This is a genomic window from Sinomonas sp. T428B (assembly GCF_056780155.1).
Map to the genome: position 1 here is coordinate 491,769 of NZ_JBRAZR010000001.1, position 16,887 is coordinate 508,655.

18 protein-coding genes are annotated in these 16,887 nt (G+C 70.5%); 13 read left to right on the forward strand and 5 right to left on the reverse strand.

The window, feature by feature from the left end:
• Positions 1-165 precede the first annotated feature (165 nt).
• From ACUYMY_RS02285 to ACUYMY_RS02320, 8 genes are all read left to right on the forward strand, one after another.
• Positions 166-1,470 (forward strand): ABC transporter substrate-binding protein, encoded by a 1,305-nt coding sequence (locus tag ACUYMY_RS02285; protein WP_481702024.1) that lies wholly within the window; start codon positions 166-168, stop codon positions 1,468-1,470.
• Between the two features lie 66 nt (positions 1,471-1,536).
• A complete protein-coding gene (locus ACUYMY_RS02290) occupies positions 1,537-2,547 on the forward strand; it encodes a carbohydrate ABC transporter permease (RefSeq protein ID WP_481702025.1) in 1,011 nt (336 codons plus the stop codon).
• A 1-nt stretch (position 2,548) separates the two neighbouring features.
• Complete coding sequence (locus ACUYMY_RS02295) at positions 2,549-3,442, forward strand: carbohydrate ABC transporter permease (RefSeq protein WP_481702026.1); 894 nt, start codon at positions 2,549-2,551, stop codon at positions 3,440-3,442.
• A complete protein-coding gene (locus ACUYMY_RS02300) occupies positions 3,442-3,720 on the forward strand; it encodes a hypothetical protein (protein ID WP_481702027.1) in 279 nt (92 codons plus the stop codon). The genes ACUYMY_RS02295 and ACUYMY_RS02300 overlap by 1 nt, the downstream gene beginning before the upstream one ends.
• 45 nt (positions 3,721-3,765) lie before the next feature.
• The gene (locus tag ACUYMY_RS02305; protein ID WP_481702028.1) at positions 3,766-4,779 is read left to right on the forward strand and encodes a LacI family DNA-binding transcriptional regulator; all 1,014 of its coding nucleotides are present in this window, start codon (positions 3,766-3,768) and stop codon (positions 4,777-4,779) included.
• Positions 4,780-4,923: 144 nt separating this feature from the next.
• Positions 4,924-6,162, forward strand: coding sequence for a hypothetical protein (locus ACUYMY_RS02310; protein ID WP_481702029.1), 1,239 nt, complete (start codon positions 4,924-4,926; stop codon positions 6,160-6,162).
• Positions 6,159-6,656, forward strand: coding sequence for a phage holin family protein (locus ACUYMY_RS02315; RefSeq protein WP_481702030.1), 498 nt, complete (start codon positions 6,159-6,161; stop codon positions 6,654-6,656). Before ACUYMY_RS02310 ends, ACUYMY_RS02315 begins: the two co-directional genes overlap by 4 nt.
• Positions 6,653-7,228 (forward strand): DUF3618 domain-containing protein, encoded by a 576-nt coding sequence (locus ACUYMY_RS02320; RefSeq protein WP_481702031.1) that lies wholly within the window; start codon positions 6,653-6,655, stop codon positions 7,226-7,228. The genes ACUYMY_RS02315 and ACUYMY_RS02320 overlap by 4 nt, the downstream gene beginning before the upstream one ends.
• Before the next feature lie 58 nt (positions 7,229-7,286).
• Here the strand turns inward: ACUYMY_RS02320 and ACUYMY_RS02325 are convergent, their stop codons facing one another.
• From ACUYMY_RS02325 to ACUYMY_RS02340, 4 genes are all read right to left on the reverse strand, one after another.
• A complete protein-coding gene (locus ACUYMY_RS02325; RefSeq protein WP_481702032.1) occupies positions 7,287-8,126 on the reverse strand; it encodes a DUF8083 family protein in 840 nt (279 codons plus the stop codon).
• 43 nt (positions 8,127-8,169) lie between these two features.
• Entirely contained in the window at positions 8,170-8,985 is an 816-nt protein-coding gene (locus ACUYMY_RS02330) for an exodeoxyribonuclease III (protein ID WP_481702033.1), read from the reverse strand.
• Between the two features lie 75 nt (positions 8,986-9,060).
• Positions 9,061-9,693 carry a response regulator gene (locus ACUYMY_RS02335; protein WP_481702034.1) on the reverse strand — a complete coding sequence of 211 codons (633 nt, stop codon included), beginning with the start codon at positions 9,691-9,693 and terminating at the stop codon, positions 9,061-9,063.
• Positions 9,690-10,949 (reverse strand): sensor histidine kinase, encoded by a 1,260-nt coding sequence (locus ACUYMY_RS02340; RefSeq protein WP_481702035.1) that lies wholly within the window; start codon positions 10,947-10,949, stop codon positions 9,690-9,692. Before ACUYMY_RS02340 ends, ACUYMY_RS02335 begins: the two co-directional genes overlap by 4 nt.
• 194 nt (positions 10,950-11,143) lie before the next feature.
• Between ACUYMY_RS02340 and ACUYMY_RS02345 the strand changes: the two genes are divergently transcribed.
• On the forward strand, positions 11,144-11,713 hold the full coding sequence (locus tag ACUYMY_RS02345) for a GlcG/HbpS family heme-binding protein (RefSeq protein ID WP_481702036.1): 570 nt from the start codon (positions 11,144-11,146) through the stop codon (positions 11,711-11,713).
• A 47-nt stretch (positions 11,714-11,760) separates the two neighbouring features.
• Positions 11,761-12,456: an ankyrin repeat domain-containing protein gene (locus tag ACUYMY_RS02350; protein ID WP_481704933.1), complete on the forward strand. Its 696-nt coding sequence runs from the start codon at positions 11,761-11,763 to the stop codon at positions 12,454-12,456.
• Positions 12,457-12,477: 21 nt separating this feature from the next.
• Here ACUYMY_RS02350 and nadE read toward each other — a convergent pair whose 3' ends face one another.
• Positions 12,478-13,323 (reverse strand): ammonia-dependent NAD(+) synthetase, encoded by an 846-nt coding sequence (gene nadE / locus ACUYMY_RS02355; protein ID WP_481702037.1) that lies wholly within the window; start codon positions 13,321-13,323, stop codon positions 12,478-12,480.
• Between the two features lie 102 nt (positions 13,324-13,425).
• Here nadE and ACUYMY_RS02360 point away from each other — a divergent pair, with 102 nt between their 5' ends.
• From ACUYMY_RS02360 to ACUYMY_RS02370, 3 genes are all read left to right on the forward strand, one after another.
• A complete protein-coding gene (locus ACUYMY_RS02360) occupies positions 13,426-14,517 on the forward strand; it encodes a Gfo/Idh/MocA family protein (RefSeq protein WP_481702038.1) in 1,092 nt (363 codons plus the stop codon).
• A 266-nt stretch (positions 14,518-14,783) separates the two neighbouring features.
• Positions 14,784-15,644, forward strand: coding sequence for a sugar phosphate isomerase/epimerase family protein (locus ACUYMY_RS02365; protein ID WP_481702039.1), 861 nt, complete (start codon positions 14,784-14,786; stop codon positions 15,642-15,644).
• 17 nt (positions 15,645-15,661) lie between these two features.
• The gene (locus ACUYMY_RS02370; RefSeq protein WP_481702040.1) at positions 15,662-16,828 is read left to right on the forward strand and encodes a Gfo/Idh/MocA family protein; all 1,167 of its coding nucleotides are present in this window, start codon (positions 15,662-15,664) and stop codon (positions 16,826-16,828) included.
• Positions 16,829-16,887 lie beyond the last annotated feature (59 nt).

A 16,887-nucleotide genomic window follows, 5' to 3' on the forward strand; every position in this document is an offset into this window, starting at 1 on the left:
CGCATCCCCGTCCTGTCTCCTCTTCTGGATCACGGACTGGACACGAAATGCGTAAGCGCTTGCACTCGTAGCGCGCTCCCGCCTAGTGTGAGGTCCACCACACACCCTTTGAGGCGGTTGTGTCACGAGTGGCAGCTGCCTTTGACCGACATGGGAGTCGAGCACATGAGTAACCGCAAGTTCTCCAGGATGACTTACCCGCTCGCAGCGGCAAGCGTCCTCGCCCTGACCCTCTCTGCCTGTGCCGGTGGCGGCGGCGGGGGCCAAGGGGGCGGGGGCGGCGGCCAGGCCGGCGGCGACGCCAATGCCAACCTCGACGGCCGGGGACCCATTACCTACGTCCAGGGCAAGGACAACTCGGATGTCGTCCGCCCCCTCATCGAGAAGTGGAACGCGGCTCACCCGAACGAGAAGGTCACCTTCAAGGAGCAGTCGGACAGCGCCGACCAGCAGCACGACGACCTCGTGCAGCACTTCCAGGCCAAGGACCCCAACTACGACGTCGTGAGCGTCGACGTTGTCTGGACCGCCGAGTTCGCCGCGAAGGGCTGGCTCCAGCCGCTCAAGGACAAGATGGCGCTTGACACCTCGAAGATGCTGGAGCCGACAGTCAAGGCTGCGACCTACAACGGCACGCTCTATGCGGCGCCGCAGTCCTCCGACGGCGGCCTGCTCTACTACCGCAAGGACCTCGTGCCCACGCCGCCGAAGACGTGGGACGAGATGATGGGCATGTGCTCTATCGCGAAGCAGAACAACATCGGCTGCTACGCGGGGCAGTTCCAGAAGTACGAGGGCCTCACGGTCAACGCCTCTGAGGCCATCAACACCTTCGGCGGCAAGGTCGTCGACGAAAATGGCAAGGCCTCCGTCAACTCGTCCGAGGCGAAGACCGGCCTCGGGAAGCTCGCCGAGGCCTTCAAGAACGGGAACATCCCGGCCGAGGCCATCACGTTCAAGGAAGAGGACAGCCGCACGGCCTTCCAGAACGGCAACCTGCTGTTCCTGCGCAACTGGCCCTACGTCTACAACCTCGTGTCCAAGACTGACGGCTCATCCAAGGTCGCCGACAAGTTCGGCATCGCCCCGCTCCCGGGCAAGGACGGCCCCGGCGCCTCCTCGCTCGGCGGCCACAGCTCAGCCATCAGTGTCTACTCCAAGAACAAGGCCACTGCGCTCGACTTCCTGAAGTTCGTCACGGAGGCAGAGCAGCAGAAGTTCTTCGCGACCAAGGGATCGCTCGCGCCGGTCCTCGGTGACCTGTACACCGATCCCGAGCTGGTGAAGACGCTCGCCTTCCTTCCTGTCCTGAAGACGTCCATCGAGAACGCGGAACCGCGTCCGATCACGCCGTTCTATCCGGCCGTGACGAAGGCGGTCCAGGACAACTCCTACGCCGCCCTCAAGGGGGAGAAGTCGGTGGACCAGGCCTTGAGCGACATGCAGTCGGCCATCGAGGCAGCTAAGTAAAACGCTCGTGAGCCGATGGTCCGGCCGCCTGGGCGGCCGGGCCATCGGGTCCGAACAGGAGGATCCATGTCCACGACACTCCCCGAGCGGACTGGTCGCAAGACAGCACGCGCTGATCATCACATGCCCGGCCGCGAGAGCGCCGACCGCAAGCAGGTGACACAGGGCCGATGGGCGGCCACGCTGCTGGCGCCGACGCTCATCCTGCTGGCCGTCGTGATCATCTACCCGGTGATCAACGCCATCATCATGTCCTTCCAGAAGGACTCAGGGCTCGATCCTGCGACGGGCTTCTTCGTCGAAGGCGGCCCAGCCGGCTTTGACAACTACGCCCACTGGCTCCTGCAGCAATGCGCCGGCGCGCCGTGCCCCCCCGGCACGCTCGGTGCCCAGTTCTGGAACTCCATGGGCACGACCTTCTTCTTCACGGTCGTGACCGTTGCGCTGGAGACCGTGCTCGGCTTCTGGATGGCGGTCATCATGGCCCGCAGCTTCCGGGGGCGCAGCGCCATCCGCGCCGCCGTCCTTGTCCCGTGGGCCATCCCGACGGCCGTCACGGCGAAGCTGTGGTTCTTCATCTTCGCGTTCGAGGGCATTGCCAACAAGCTCTTCAACACGCAGATCCTGTGGACGGGATCCGAGTGGCCGGCCAAGTGGGCGATCGTCATCGCCGACGTCTGGAAGACCACGCCGTTCATGGCCCTGCTCATCCTTGCCGGGCTCCAGCTCATTCCGGACGAGGTCTACGAGGCGGCCAAGGTCGATGGAGCCTCGACGTGGCAGCGGTTCACCCAGATCACGCTTCCGCTCGTCAAGCCAGCGCTCATGGTGGCGATCCTGTTCCGCGTCCTCGACGCGCTGCGCATGTTCGACCTCCCGTACATCATGACCCAGGGCGCCAACAACACGTCGACGCTCTCGATCCTCGTGGTCGACCAAATCCGCCAAGGGTTTAACAGCGCCGCGGCGCTATCGACGATCACCTTCCTCGTGATCTTCCTCGTGGCGTTCATCTTCGTCCGGTTCCTCGGTGCGAATGCCGTCGGAGCCGCGACCGCCTCCGGAAAGGGGAAGTGAGATGGCAACCGCAACAGCGGCCGGCACTCGCTCCGGCTCCAGCCAGACGCTTGACGTCCGCAAGCGCCCCTTCGACTGGGGGCAGGTCCGCACGTACATCTCGGCCGCCATCATCCTCATCTGGTGCCTCGCGCCAGCCTATTGGATGATCGTCACGGCCTTCCGCGACACGGCCTTCACCTTCGACCCGACGTTCTTCTTCACGCACGTCACGTGGGACAACTTCGCCACAGTGTTCGACGAGAACCTCGGGAACCACTTCGGCCGGAACCTGCTGAACAGCCTCATCGTGGCGGGCGTGACGACGCTCGTGGCCCTCGTGGTCGGCGTCTTCGCGGCCTATGCCCTCGCGCGCCTGAACTTCAGGTTCAAGTTCGCGGTCATGGGCTTCGTCCTGGGCGCATCCATGTTCCCCGGCGTCGCGCTCGTCACGCCCCTGTTCCAGCTGTTCACCAACATCGGCTGGATGGGCACCTACCAGGCGCTCATCATCCCGAACATCTCGTTCGTGCTCCCGCTGACCGTCTACACGCTCACCTCCTTCTTCCGCGAGATGCCGTGGGAGCTCGAGGAGTCGGCGCGCATCGACGGCTGCACCCAGGGGCAGGCGTTCCGGAAGGTCATCCTCCCGCTCGCCGCTCCGGCCACCTTCACGACGGCGATCCTCGCCTTCATCTCGGCGTGGAACGAGTTCCTCATCGCGAGCCAGCTCTCGTCGGATGCCACGAAGACCGTCACGGTGGCGATCGCGTCCTTCGCCGGCGCGCAGCCGCATCAGGAGCCGTACACGGCCGTCATGGCCGCAGGCACGATCGTGACCATCCCCCTCGTGATTCTCGTCCTCGTCTTCCAGCGCAAGATCGTCGCCGGCCTGACAGCGGGTGCCGTGAAGTGATGGGCGGATCGGGAATCGACCCGCTGTCGGTGGGAGGGGCGGCCTACCGCCGCTCCCACCGCCACCGCCAGGCCGTGGTCGAGCAGTTCGAGATCTTCATGGGATTTCTGGCATTCTGGGGACTTGTTCTGCTCGTGGTCACCGTGTGGCACGAGATCACCGGCCAGTTCGCGCTCGGATGGGCGCTCGGGCTCCTCGCCGTCGTGCTCGCGATGGTGGGCCTGTGGGCCCTGCGGCGCAAGGTGCTCCGTGGGGAGCAGCACGAAGACAAGGGCTGATCGCCCGGCCGCCCGGAAGGACGGAAGAGGTTCGGGAGGGCCACGGTGGTAGGGATCGAGGACGTTGCCGCGGCTGCGGGAGTCTCCACGGCGACGGTCTCCCGGGCCATCCGTGGCCTGCCGAGGGTCTCGCCCAAGACGAGGGCGAGGATCCTCGAAACGGCCAAGGAGCTCGGCTATGTCCCGTCCTCCGCTGCCTCCCGCCTCGCGAGCGGGAAGACGCGCACGATCGGCGTCCTCGCCCCGTACGTGGACCGCTGGTTCTTCGGCAAGGCGATCGCGGGAGTCGACGAAGAGCTCCACGGACATGGCTACAACCTCTCGCTCTTCAATCTCGGCGGGCGCACCGCGCCCCGCGAGCGCCTCTTCAGCCGTGCCATGGTGCACAAGCAGATCGACGCCCTCCTGCTCCTGTGCATGTTCCTCCACCAGGAGGAGATCGACGACCTGCACGCGATCGACATGCCGCTCGTCGTCGTCGGCGGACCGGTGCCGGGATGCTCCAACGTGGGCATCGACGACTACCTGGCCGCCCGCACGATCACCGAGCACCTCATCTCGCTCGGGCACCGGCACATCGCGCTCCTGCACGGTCAGGACGATTCGGACCTGAACTTCTCGGTCCCGCGGATCCGCGTCGAGGGCTTCCACGACGCCGTCCACGCCGCGGGCCTCGAGCTGCACCCGGACGCATCCCTCTTCGGCAACTTCACGGTCGAGAGCGGCGTCGAGGCCATGCGCCGGTTCATGGAGATGCCCGGCCCACGGCCGACGGCGATCGTGTGCGCCTCGGACGAGATGGCGCTCGGCGTCCTCTTCGAGGCCCGACGCCAGGGGGTCCGCATCCCGGAGGAGCTCTCCGTCGTCGGCATCGACGGCCACGAGATGGGCGTCGCCGCCGGCCTCACGACAGTCTGGCAGGACCCGACGGCGCAGGCGCGCCGCGGGGCCCAGATGCTTCTGGCGGAGCTTGCCGGCCAGGCCGGTGCCGTCCACAGCGAGACGGCGGAGCAGCGCCTCGTCATCCGAGAGAGCACCGCGCCTCCCTCCCGGTCATAGGAGCCGGTCAGGAGCGGGGTCAGGAGCCGGCTCAGGGAAGCCGACCAGCATCCGTGATGCGCAATTCGTGTCTGAGTCTCCTGCAAGCGGGTAGTGCTAGGAACGTCACCCGCTCAATCCAGATACGGAGTGCGAGGAAAAGCGATGACCACTGATCCCCTGTACAGCGGCACCGGTGTCCCGGAACGGAACCAGCCCACCACGGCCGCAGCGAAGGAAGAAGCGAGAGGAGTCGCCCACGAGGCCGCCGCATCGGCGAGCGCAGTGGGTGACGTCGCGAAGCAAGAAGCGTCCACCGTCGCCCACGAGGCGGCCTACCAGGCCAAGGACCTGCTGGCGCAGAGCCGCAGGGAGCTCATGGATCAGGCAGCCCAACAGCAGTCCCGCGCTGCGGAGGGCCTGAGGTCCATCCACCGTGAGCTCAGCTCGATGGCCTCGAACAGCGAGCAGCCCGGCGTCGGCACCGACCTTGTCCGCCAGGCCGCGGACAGGACGGCGTCACTGGCCGATTGGCTCGACCAGCGCGACCCGGGTTCGCTCCTGAACGAGGTGAAGTCCTACGCGCGGCGCCGTCCGGGCATGTTCCTTGCCATCGCAGCGGGTGCGGGCCTCCTCGCCGGGCGGCTGAGCCGCTCGCTCGTGGCGGAGGCCACGGAGGACCGGACCGAGGGGATGCGCTACCGCACGGCAGTCCCGGAGGGCTACGACCGGACCCGCATGCCCGGCGGGGAGTACGTCGATGCCGGCGGCTACCGCCAGACCACGGGCGCGATGGGCGGGTACGGGACCCAGGGCTACCCCCAGACCGCTGGCGCCGCGGGAACCGCGGCCACTGCGGGCGCGTACGGGACCCAAGGCTACGGCCAGCCTACGGGTGCCCAGGGTGAGTACGGGACCCAGGGCTACGGCCAGACCGCTGGCGCTACGGGCAGCATGGGCGAGGATGCAACCCCGAGCAGCGGCCAGACCACCGGCGAGGGCGGCTACGCAGGGTCGAAGGGCTACGGCGAGGCAGCGGCCTCCGCGGGCCTCATGGCCGGTTCCCAGAGCTACGACGAGGGAGCCATGGGCCAGGGCAGGGGAACCGAGGGCGCCGGAACCGAGGGCGCCGGAACCCAGGGCTCCTACGGCGGAACCGCAGGGGACGCCTACCAGACCGGCCCGGGAGAGGCCCCGTACGGGGCGCCCACGGGTGGCGACGCCAACCCGCCGACCGAGGAGTCCGAGAACGCGGCCCAGTACGGCACCACTGATCGGGGTTCCGAGTACGCCACCCCGTCCGAGGCCGCCGGGAAGCCGATCCCGGGCGTCGGGGACAAGCAGGGGAAGATCCCGCTCGACGAGGAGAACCGGATGCGCCGTGAGGGGGATGATCAGCGATGACCTATCCTCCGGACTACGGCTCGCCGGGGGGCCCCGGGGTCCCGGGGTCCGCTCCTGGTACACCCGGCACGGCGGGCCCGGCGGGCGTTCCGCCCGCTGAGTCCAAGGCCGCCTCGAACTCCCTCGGCGACCTGATCGGCGACGTCGCCCAGGACCTCTCGACGCTCATGCGCCAGGAGCTCGAGCTGGCCAAGGCGGAGCTCAGGGAGTCGGGCAAGCGGGCCGGCAAGGGCGCGGGCATGTACGGCGGCGCAGCGGTCGCGGGCATCTTCGTCCTGGCGTTCCTCTCGATCGCCCTGTGGTGGGCCCTGGGCGCGTACCTGACCGGCTTCGGCTGGTCCGCCGTGATCGTCGCGGTCATCTGGGCGATCGTGGCCGCCGTCCTCGCGGCCCGCGCCAAGAAGGAGATGGAGGCCGTCCGGGGCATGCCCCGCACCACCGAGACCGTGAAGAAGATTCCTGAATCGCTCAAGCCGAGTGAGGAGCCACGATGAGCCAGAATCCCGATGCCATCCGAGCCAATATCGAACAGACCCGCGAGCGGCTCGGCTACGACGTCGATGCGGTGGCCGACAAGGTCAGCCCGTCGCACATCATCAACCGCCGGACTGAGCGGATCAAGGGTGCGATGGGCGGCATGAAGGACCGCATCATGGGCACCGCCGACGACATGACAGCGGGCGCCCGCGGCGCCGCGCACGACGCCGGGGCCGCCGTCGACCGTGCCGAGCAGAAGGTCGTGCGGAAGACGCAGGGCAACCCTCTCGCCGCGGGCCTCATCGCCTTCGGCGCCGGCATGCTCGTCTCCTCGCTCATCCCGCCGAGCGAGAAGGAGCGTGAGGCGGCGCGGGCCCTCAAGGAGAAGGCCGAGCCCCTGACGCAGGAGCTCTCCGGTGCGGCGTCCGAGATGGCGGAGCACCTCAGGGAGCCCGCCCGTGAGGCCGTCGAGAACGTCAAGCAGTCGGCGACCGAGGGGGTGCAGGCGGTCAAGGAGGAAGCCCAGGATCAGGGCGCCGCGGTCCAGGACCGGACGCAGCAGGCGCGGCAGAACCTGCGCGAGACCTGACCTGACCAGGACGTCAGGCCGAGGCCGCGGAGACCGATGTCTCCGCGGCCTCGGCGCGTCAGGAGGCTCGCGCGAGCTGGCGGATCGGGATCCAGCGGGAGGCGAGCCGGCGGTACGCGGCGGCGGCCCCCGTCATGTCGCCCTCGGCGAGGCACTCGATGCCGAGCAGGACGTCGAGCGGGGACTCGTCGGGGTGGACCCGCTCCGCGACCGCGCCGTAGTCGAGCTCGATGGCCGAGTCCGGGTGGAACTCCTCGAGCCACTCGGTGAGGGTCGTCAGCTCGTCGAGCATGTTCATCTCGGGCGCCGCGAGCGCGAGGTTGGCCACGGCGAACCGTGCCCGCCCGATGGCCCGGGACCACGTCGCAGTGATCCGGACGGTGCGGATGTGGCCCTCGTCCTCGACCACCTCGGTCGGGTCCTGCTGGTGGAAGAGGACGAACCAGCTGAACGGGATGCCCCAGAGCGACTCGCGCGTGTTCACCCGCGGCGTCGCGGACTCGGCCGCGATGCGGTCCACGCGCTCCTGGTGGCGCGAGCGCGCGTCCTCGGGCAGGAGCACGTCGGCGAGCGAGGCCGGGGCGGTCGTCAGGACGGACTCGGCGGCAAGGCCCGCGCGGAGCACGAGCTGGGATGGGCAGTAGAGTGTGCGGCCGTCGATCGTCAGGGTCCGGGTGAACTCCATGCCGCTGTCCGGGAACGGGTCCCCCGAGGCGGAGATGATCCGGCCGATCGCCGCCACGGCCTCGGCGGCGTCGAGCTTGCGGCGCCCCGGCCCCCGCTCGGAGATGCTGTGCTCCATGCGGGCGCGCTCCTCGGCGCCGAAAGCCTCGAGGGGCTCGTACACGCGCAGCTGCGAGGCGAACGGCCGCCCCGCGCTGGGGTTCGGCGCGTTCATCTCGGCCTCCGGCGTCCGGCGGCCCCGAGGGGGCCCGTGGGGGTCATGGCTGCTCCGCCGCCAGCTCCACGACGACCGGCGCGTGGTCCGAGGCCCCCTTGCCCTTGCGCTCCTCGCGGTCGATGTGCGCGTTGACCACGCGTGCCGCGAGCGCGGGGGAGGCGAGCACGAAGTCGATGCGCATGCCCTCCTTCTTCGGGAAGCGCAGCTGGGTGTAGTCCCAGTAGGTGTAGACGCCCGGGCCGGGCGCGTGGCGCCGCACGACGTCCTCGAAGCCCGTGGCCTCGAACGCGCGGAACGCGTCCCGCTCGGGCTCGGAGACGTGCGTGTAGCCCTCAGTGCGGAAGAGCTCGATGTCCCACACGTCCTCGTCCCGCGGGGCGATGTTCCAGTCGCCCATGAGCGCGATCTGGGCCTTCGGGTCCGCCGAGAGCCATTCGGCGGCGTGGCCGTTGAGGACCTTGAGCCAGTCGAGCTTGTACGGCATGTGCTCGTCGTTGAGCGAGCGGCCGTTGGGGACGTAGAGGCTCCAGACGCGCACGCCTGAGCACGTGGCGGCCATCGCGCGGGCCTCTTGGACCGGGTCCTTGCCGCCCTTGCCGAACGTGGGCTGGTCGGGGAAGGTGCGCTCGACGTCGGTCAGGCCCACCCGCGAGGCGATCGCGACGCCGTTCCACTGGCTCACGCCGAAGTGCGCGACCTCGTAGCCGTTGCGCTCGAAGAGCTCCCACGGGAAGTTGTCGTCCTTGCACTTCGTCTCCTGGAGTGCGACGACGTCCACGTCGCTGCGCAGGAGCCAGCTCTCGACGCGGTCGGCGCGGGCTCGGAGGGAGTTCACATTCCAGGTAGCGATCTTCACGCGCCCACGCTATCAACCCGCGCGGGATCCGGCACTCTGCCCGCGGCAGGCGAAACGGCACACCGGAGGCAGCACTCAGCGCATGCCCTCCCGGCGCAGCGCCGCCGCGATCGCGGCCGCGCGCGAGTCCACGCCGAGCTTCGCGTAGATGTGGGCCAGATGCGACTTCACGGTGGCCTCGGAGATGAAGAGCCGCCGGCTCAGCTCGCGGTTGCTCAGGCCTTCCGTGAGGAGACCCAGGAGCTCGGCCTCGCGCGGCGTGAGGGCCTCCTCGGGGCGTGCGCGCTGGCGGAACAGCTTGGACGCGACGGGCGCGCTCATGACGGGGCGGCCCGCGGCAGCGCCGCGCACGGCCGCGAAGATCTCCTCCGGCGAGGCGTCCTTGAGCACGTAGCCCATGGCCCCGGCGTCGACGGCCCGGACAATGTCCGCGTCCGAGTCATACGTCGTGAAGACGATGACGGCCTGGCCGGGCCGGGCCGCGCGCAGGCGCCGGATGGCCTCGATGCCGTCCATCCCCGCGCCCATGCCGAGGTCCATGACGACGACGTCGGGCAGGTGCTGCTGGGCGAGCTCGAGGGCCTCGGCGCCGCTGCCGGCCTCGGCGACGACCTCGAGGTCCTCCTGCGTGCGCAGGAGGGCGCGCAGCCCCGAGCGGACCACGAGGTGGTCGTCGCACAGGAGGATCGTCAGGCGCCCGCCGCTCACGACGCCGGCCCCTCGCCCCGGGCGGTCGCCTCGCCCCACCCGGTGGGCACCTCGGCGGCCACGATGGTCCCCTCGCCGGGCGCGCTCTCGACCGAGAACGTGCCGCCCAGCTGTTCGACGCGCTGGCGCATCGCCCGGAGCCCGTACCCGCCGGAGGCCGAGGGTTCCGCGACCGAGGCGGGGTCGAAGCCGCGGCCCGAGTCGTGCACGTCCACGGTCACGGCGTCGGGCAGGAACCCCACGCTGAGGGTGACCTCGGCGGGCCCCGCGTGCCGGCGCACGTTCGCGGCCGCGCTCGCGACGACGCGCAGGAGGGCGTGCCGCACCTCAGCCGGGACCTCGCGCGGGGGCCCGCTCACGAGTAGCCGGGGCGCCTCGACGTAGCGGGCCGCGGCGCGGACGAGGGCCTCGGGCAGCGGCGCGGCGTCGAGGCCGGGGGCCGCGAGGTCGTGGACGAGGGCGCGCGTGTCGGCGAGGCTCTCGCGCAGGAGGGCCGCGGCCTCGCGCACCTCCCCGCCTACGCCCTCGCCGCCCATGCCCTCGCGGGCCGATGCTGTGCCGGAGCGCTGCGCGGCCTCGAGGAGGAGCAGGCTCGAGGCGAGGCCCTGGGTCACGGTGTCGTGGATCTCCCGGGAGACGCGGGCTCGCTCCTCGGCGGCCCCCGCGCGCCGCTGGCTCTCGGCGAGCTCGGCGCGCGTGCCCGAGAGGGTCTGCTCGAGCCGCGCCTGCTCGAGCGCGTCCTCCTCGATCCGCTCCGAGACGAGCGTCAGGAGCGCGCCGGCCGCGAGCGGCCCGAGGAGCATCGCGAGGTCGGTGTATCCGCTGAGCTTGAAGAGTCCGACGGCGGTCGCCACCGCGAGCACGGCGGTCGCCGCCCGCACGGCCCACCCACCCGCGGAGCCCGAGAAGGCGGAGCCGGAGAAGGCGGGGCCCGAAAAAACGGAGCGGAACAGGAAGAACAGCGGCAGGGAACACCATGCGAAGCTCGGCGCGAGGACGACGAGCATGCTCCAGGCCGCGAGCACGGCCAAGCCCAGGGCACGGCGCGCCGCGGCGCCGGCGGGCACGAGGGCCAAGACGGCGTAGAGCGCGCTCGCGGTCACGGAGAGCACGAGGACGAGGACGTTCTCCTCGGGGCTGTGCCGCATGACGTAGCGGACGCCCGCAGCGACGAGGAGCACCGCGAAACTCACGTGCACGACGGCCTCGATCCGGCGGGGGCCGGCGGGGCTGACTGCTGGAGGCGCGACGGGCATGCCGTTCATGCTAGGCCCGTGCCCAGCCCCCGCGCGCCCCTTCGGCGGGTTCCGCGCGCATCTCATCCTTTCGTCTAGTACGGGCCACCCACCCGGCCGATGCCCGGCGCCCGCCCGGACCGGAAGCATGGAAGCGAGAGGCAGCCCGACGCCCGGCGCTGCTTTCAGACCTTTCCCGAACCTCCGGAGGAACCGTGAAGAAGAGCACCTCTCTCGCCGCAGCCGTCAGCGCCCTCGTCCTGACGGGCGGCATCATCATCGCCGCGAATGCGACAAGTGCAGCAGCGCCGCAGCAGCCCGCGCCCCAGGCCGTGCCCGCCGTCGACGTCCCGGCTGGCGAGGGCACGACCGTCGCGCAGAACCGCGTCTCGGCCACGGCCTCCGCGAAGGCCGTCCAGACGGCGCTCGCGAAGTGCGCTGCCGACAAGCTCCCCTTCGTGACGATCGCGGTCGTGGACCGCTTCGGCACGGTGCAGGCGCTCCTGCGCGGAGACAACGCCGCCGAGCACACGATCGAGGCCGCCCAGCAGAAGGCCTACACCGCCGCCGCCTTCGGCGCCCCGACGAGCGAGCTCGCGGGCCGGATCAGCGGCAACGGCAAGCCCTCCATCGCGGACCTCCCGGGCACCCTGTTCCTGGCCGGCGGCGTTCCGCTCAAGGTCAACGGCCTCTCCGTCGCGGGCATCGGCGTGGGCGGCGCTCCCGACGGCGCCCTCGACGAGGCGTGCGCGACCGCCGGCGCCGAGGCGATCCTCGCCGGGTGAGGCCTGTGACGCGAGCGCGCAGCGGGACCGTCGGACGCGGGGCCGCGATGGGACTGGCCGCGGTCCTGCTCGCAGGCTGCGCCGGGAACGCTGCACCGACGACGACGGCGACGCGCCCCGCCGAGGCCGCGTCGCCGTCGTCGGCCGTCGCCGCGGCGGCGCCAGCCCCGGCGGCCCCAGCCACGCCACCGGCAACCACCCCGCCGCCGGCGCCCACCCGCCCGGCCCTGAGCCCCGAGGAGCAGCGCGTGATCGACCAGGAGCTCGTGGCCGCGGCCAAGCGGCGCGACGGCGCCGAGGTGCGCCGGCTCGTCGACGCCGGCGCCGACGTCAACGCGAAGGACGCGATCCAGGACTCCGCGTTCCTGTACGCGGGCGCGGAGGGGTTCAACGAGATTCTCGAGCTGACCCTCGCCCACGGCGCGGACGTGCGCAGCACCAACCGCTTCGGCGGGACGGCCCTCATCCCGGCCAGCGAGCACGGGCACGTCGAGACCGTCCAGATCCTCATCGCCGCGGGCGTGCCCGTGGACCACGTGAACAACCTCGGCTGGACGGCCATGCAGGAGGCGATCCTGCTCAACGACGGCGGCCCGCGCCAGCAGGAGACCGTCCGGCTCCTGCTCGAGGCCGGGGCCGACCCGGGCATCAGGGACCCGCAGGGCCGCACCGCGCTGCAGAACGCGGAGCGGCTCGGCTACGCCGAGATCGCCGCGATCATCCGCGCGAGCGGGCGGGGCTAGCGGCGCCGTCCCCCTGCAGGCTCAGCTCGCGGGGACGTCCGAGGTCTCTCGCCACCACGTGTCGAAGATCGTCACGGGGACGGTGCGCTTGTGCCGCGTGCGCAGGTACTTGTGCTCGATGGTCTCGGCGATCTCCGCCGGGACCTCGCGCCCCTCGAGGTAGTCGTCGATCTGGTCGTAGCTCAGGCCGAGCTCGTGCTCGTCCGTGCGGCCGGGCTGGTCGTCGAGGAGGTCCGCCGTCGGAACCTTCTTCCAGATCCGCTCGACGGCCTCGAGGTAGTGCAGGATCTGGCGGTTCTGGCGCTTGTTGAGGCCGAAGAGCGGCAGGATGTCCGCGCCGCCGTCGCCGTACTTCGTGAAGAAGCCGGTCACCGACTCCGCGCCGTGGTCGGTGCCGATCACGAGCAGGTTGCGCTCGCCCGCGAGGGCGTACTGCGCCACCATGCGGGCGCGCGCCTTGACGTTGCCCTTGCTGAAGTCGCTCAGCTCGGCACCGGTCGACTCGGCGAACTGGTCGTCGATGCCGTCCACGGCGGCCTTGACGTTGAAGGTCCACTGCGTCTTGGGCCGGATGAACGCCAGGGCAGCCTGGGCGTCCTCCTCGTCATGCTGGACGCCGTAGGGGAGGCGCACGGCCACGAAGTCCGCGTCGATGCCCTCCTCGGCCAGGGACTCGACCGCGAGCTGGGCGAGCCTGCCCGCGAGCGACGAGTCGAGGCCGCCGCTGATGCCGAGCACGAAGCCCTTCGTGTGCGTCGCCTTGAGGTAGTCCTTGAGGAACTCGACGCGGTCCGCCACTTCCTGGGCGGGGTCGATCTCGGGCTTGACGCCCATCTCCTCGATGATCTTCGCCTGGAGTTCGCGCATACGGCCTAGCGTACTGCAGGGGTCCGACAGGAACGGGGAGGGCTCAGGCAACGAGTTGGCAAACGCTTGCCCTCCCGCCGGCCGGGTCACTACCGTGACGCTATGCCCGCCGACGCGCCGCCCGACCCGCTGTCCGTGCCCGACTCGCCCGCGCCGCTGCGGGTCGCCGTCGTCGGCTGCGGGGACATCTCAGCCGTGCACGCCGCGGCGGTCGTGGCGAACGACGGCGCGGTGCTCGCCGCCGTCGTTGACCCCGATGGCCAGGCGCGCGGCGCCGCGCAGGAAGCGCACGGCGTGCCCGGTGCCGCGAGCCTCGGCGAGCTGCTCGCGGAGGGAGGGATCGACGTCGTCCACCTCTGCACCCCGCACAGCACACACGCCGCGCTCGCCGAGGAGGCGCTCGAGGCCGGCGTCCACGTGCTCACGGAGAAGCCCGTCGCGCACACCCTCGCCGACGCCGAACGCCTCGCCGAGACGGCGGGGAAGGCCTTCGCTGGGAGCGGGGTGCAGCTCGGCGTGTGCTTCCAGAACCGCTACAACGCGCCGGTACGGGCGATGCGGGCCATGCTCGACGGCGGGGAGCTCGGCCGCGTGCTCGGCGCGCAGGCCACCGTCATGTGGCACCGCACGCCCGCGTACTACGCTGCGCGCCCATGGCGCGGCACGTGGGCGGGCAGCGGCGGCGGGCTCCTCATGAACCAGGCCATCCACACCCTCGACCTGCTCCAGTGGCTTCTGGGCCCGGCCCGAGTCGTGGGAGGCGGTGCCTCGACGCGGGCACTCGCGGGCGCGATCGAGGTCGAGGACACCGCGGACCTCCTGCTCGAGCACGCGGTGCCCGCGCACGACGGCGCGGTGCCCGAGCCCGTGCGGAGTGTCTTCTTCGCCACGAACGCGAACGGCCTCAACGCGCCCGCCACCCTGGACATCCAGACCGAGGCCGCGGAGCTGAGCCTGCGGGGCGACCTCACGGTCCGCTGGGCGGACGGGCGCTCGCAGACCGTGCGCGAGCGTGGCGTCCAGACGGGCGAGCGGAGCTATTGGGGCGTGTCCCACGAGCTGCTCATCGCCGACTTCTACCGTGCCGTGCGTGCGGGCGAGCGCTTCTGGATCGGGGCCGAGGAGGCGGCCGAGTCGCTGCGGCTCATCAAGGACGTGTACGCGCGCTCGTACGCCCCGGGGGAGTGGGTCTAGGCGGCTGCTGAGGGATTCGGGCCGGGGTCGGGCCTCTCGGCGGACTGCCGTCCTACTGAATCCTGCTGCAGCATGATCGCGCGCCGAAACTCCCCAGCTTTCCCGCCGGATCTCCCGCCTGACGGAAGAGCTCAATGGCAATTGATGGCAAACGGTTTCCATCAGCAGCCTGCCTGCGTACGGTGGTCGAGAGGTGAGGTGACGCCCGCCACAGGCCGGACCGCCACGCACAAGACGATGGCAGGACGCACGGACGAAGGAGAACCATGGCCAGAATCGGCGTGCAGGCGATGATGCTCAAGGAGAGCTTTGCGGAGAGCGGCCCGTTCGCCACGCTCGCCGCGGTGTCGGAGCTGGGCTACCGGGCCGTCGAGGTGTCGCAGATCCCCATGGACGAGGGCAACGTCGCGGAGCTCGAGCGGGCCAGGGCCGAGCTCGGCATCGAGTTCGCGGCCCTCTCGGCGCAAGTCGACGGCGAGGCGGGCTCGACCCCATACGCAGTCCTGAGCGACCTCGAGCGCACGGTGGAGGACTGCCGACGGCTCGGCGCGAAGATGCTGCGCATCGGCATGCTGCCAATGGGCCAGCTGCGCGACGAGCGGAAGGTCCGGGACTACGCCCGGCGCGCGAACGATGCCGCGGAGGCCCTCGGCGAGCACGGGATCGCGCTGTACTACCACAACCACCACGTCGAGTTCGCGAGGATGGGCGGCCGCCACGTCCTCGACATCCTCGCGGACACCGCCCCGGCGATGGGCCTCGAGATCGACGTCCACTGGGTGGCCCGCGGTGGCCTCGACCCCGTGCGCACGCTCGAGAAGTACGCGGGACGCACGGCCATGGTCCACCTCAAGGACTACCGCATCGGCGCGCTCTCCGAGGAGGGCATCGCTGCCTACGAGGCCGGGGACCATGCGGCCTTCATGCGGCACTTCGCCGACGTCGTCCAGTTCGCCGAGGTGGGCGAGGGCAACCTCGACTTCGCCTCGATCGTCCCCGCGGCCCTCGAGTCCGGCGCGGAGTACCTCCTCGTCGAGCAGGACCAGCTCTACGGCCGGACGGTCTTCGAGGCCCTCAAGACCTCCCACGACAACCTCGTCGCCCTCGGCTTCGGCGATCTCTTCTAGAAAAGGAGCACGCATCAATGAGCAGGACAGTCCGCCTCGGTATCGTCGGCTTCGGCACACAGGGCAGCGCCTACGCGAAGTTCCTCACCGAGGGGGCGGTGCCGAACATCGTGCTCACCGCGGTGGCGGACACCAACGCGGCCCGCCGCGACCTCGTGTCCGAGCGGCACCCCGGCGTGCGGGTCTTCGACGACTACGTGGCGATGCTCGAGTCCGGGCGGGTGGACGCCGTCGTCACGACCGTCCCGCACTACCTCCATCCGCAGATGGGAATCCAGGCCCTCGAGCGGGGCATCCACGTCCTCGTCGAGAAGCCCGCCGGCGTCTACACCAAGCAGGTCCGCGAGCTCAACGAGTTCGCCGCCTCCAAGCCCGAGCTGACCTTCGCGATCATGTTCAACCAGCGCACCAACCCGCTGTACCGGCGGCTCAAGGAGATCGTCGAGACCGGCCAGATCGGCGCGATCCGGCGCACCAACTGGATCATCACCACGTGGTACCGCCCGCAGGCCTACTACGACCAGAGCGCTTGGCGCGCGACGTGGGGAGGCGAGGGCGGCGGCGTCCTCGTCAACCAGGCGCCCCACCAGCTCGACCTCTGGCAGTGGATCTGCGGCGTCCCCGAGAAGGTCTTCGCCAAGGCCGGCTTCGGCTTCCGCCGGGACATCGCGGTCGAGGACGAGGTCGTCGCCGTCGTCGACTACGGGGGCGGGGCGACGGGGACCTTCACCACCGCGACGCACGAGCTCGTCGGGACGGACCGCTTCGAGATCACCGGGGACAGGGGCAAGATCGTCGTCGAGAACTCGAAGACGGCCGTCGTGACCCGGTTCCGCTCCACCGAGCAGGAGATCAGCGCCGGCATTCCCGCCGAGGACATCTGGAAGATGACGAGCGACCAGTTCGACCCGGATGAGTACTACACGCACGAGACGCTCGACGTCGACACCGCCTGGGGTGGCCAGCACGCCGCGGTGCTGACGAACTTCGCCGCGAACATCCTCGACGGGACGCCGCTCATCGCCCCCGGCAGCGACGGCATGCTCGGCGTGCGGCTGGCCAACGCGATCCACCTCTCGGCATGGACCGGCAGGGAGGTGCCGATGGACTTCGACGAGAACGAGTTCCTCACCGAGCTGAACAAGCGGATCGCCGAGGAGGGCAAGTTCCCCCAGCGTTCCTGAGACGCCGCTCGCCCGTTGCCCCGGCCCGCCCGTTGACCGCCGTCCCGCGAGGGGCGGCG

Bases quoted from the DNA above. Each gene is read 5' to 3' on its own strand.
- ACUYMY_RS02295 (WP_481702026.1), top strand. From the start codon at position 2,549: ATGGCAACCGCAACAGCGGCCGGCACTCGCTCCGGCTCCAGCCAGACG.
- ACUYMY_RS02370 (WP_481702040.1), top strand. From the start codon at position 15,662: ATGAGCAGGACAGTCCGCCTCGGTATCGTCGGCTTCGGCACACAGGGC.
- ACUYMY_RS02340 (WP_481702035.1), bottom strand. From the start codon at position 10,949: ATGCCCGTCGCGCCTCCAGCAGTCAGCCCCGCCGGCCCCCGCCGGATC.
- ACUYMY_RS02315 (WP_481702030.1), top strand. From the start codon at position 6,159: ATGACCTATCCTCCGGACTACGGCTCGCCGGGGGGCCCCGGGGTCCCG.
- ACUYMY_RS02290 (WP_481702025.1), top strand. From the start codon at position 1,537: ATGTCCACGACACTCCCCGAGCGGACTGGTCGCAAGACAGCACGCGCT.
- nadE (WP_481702037.1), bottom strand. From the start codon at position 13,323: ATGCGCGAACTCCAGGCGAAGATCATCGAGGAGATGGGCGTCAAGCCC.
- ACUYMY_RS02300 (WP_481702027.1), top strand. From the start codon at position 3,442: ATGGGCGGATCGGGAATCGACCCGCTGTCGGTGGGAGGGGCGGCCTAC.
- ACUYMY_RS02350 (WP_481704933.1), top strand. From the start codon at position 11,761: ATGGGACTGGCCGCGGTCCTGCTCGCAGGCTGCGCCGGGAACGCTGCA.
- ACUYMY_RS02360 (WP_481702038.1), top strand. From the start codon at position 13,426: ATGCCCGCCGACGCGCCGCCCGACCCGCTGTCCGTGCCCGACTCGCCC.
- ACUYMY_RS02320 (WP_481702031.1), top strand. From the start codon at position 6,653: ATGAGCCAGAATCCCGATGCCATCCGAGCCAATATCGAACAGACCCGC.
- ACUYMY_RS02325 (WP_481702032.1), bottom strand. From the start codon at position 8,126: ATGAACGCGCCGAACCCCAGCGCGGGGCGGCCGTTCGCCTCGCAGCTG.
- ACUYMY_RS02285 (WP_481702024.1), top strand. From the start codon at position 166: ATGAGTAACCGCAAGTTCTCCAGGATGACTTACCCGCTCGCAGCGGCA.
- ACUYMY_RS02365 (WP_481702039.1), top strand. From the start codon at position 14,784: ATGGCCAGAATCGGCGTGCAGGCGATGATGCTCAAGGAGAGCTTTGCG.
- ACUYMY_RS02310 (WP_481702029.1), top strand. From the start codon at position 4,924: ATGACCACTGATCCCCTGTACAGCGGCACCGGTGTCCCGGAACGGAAC.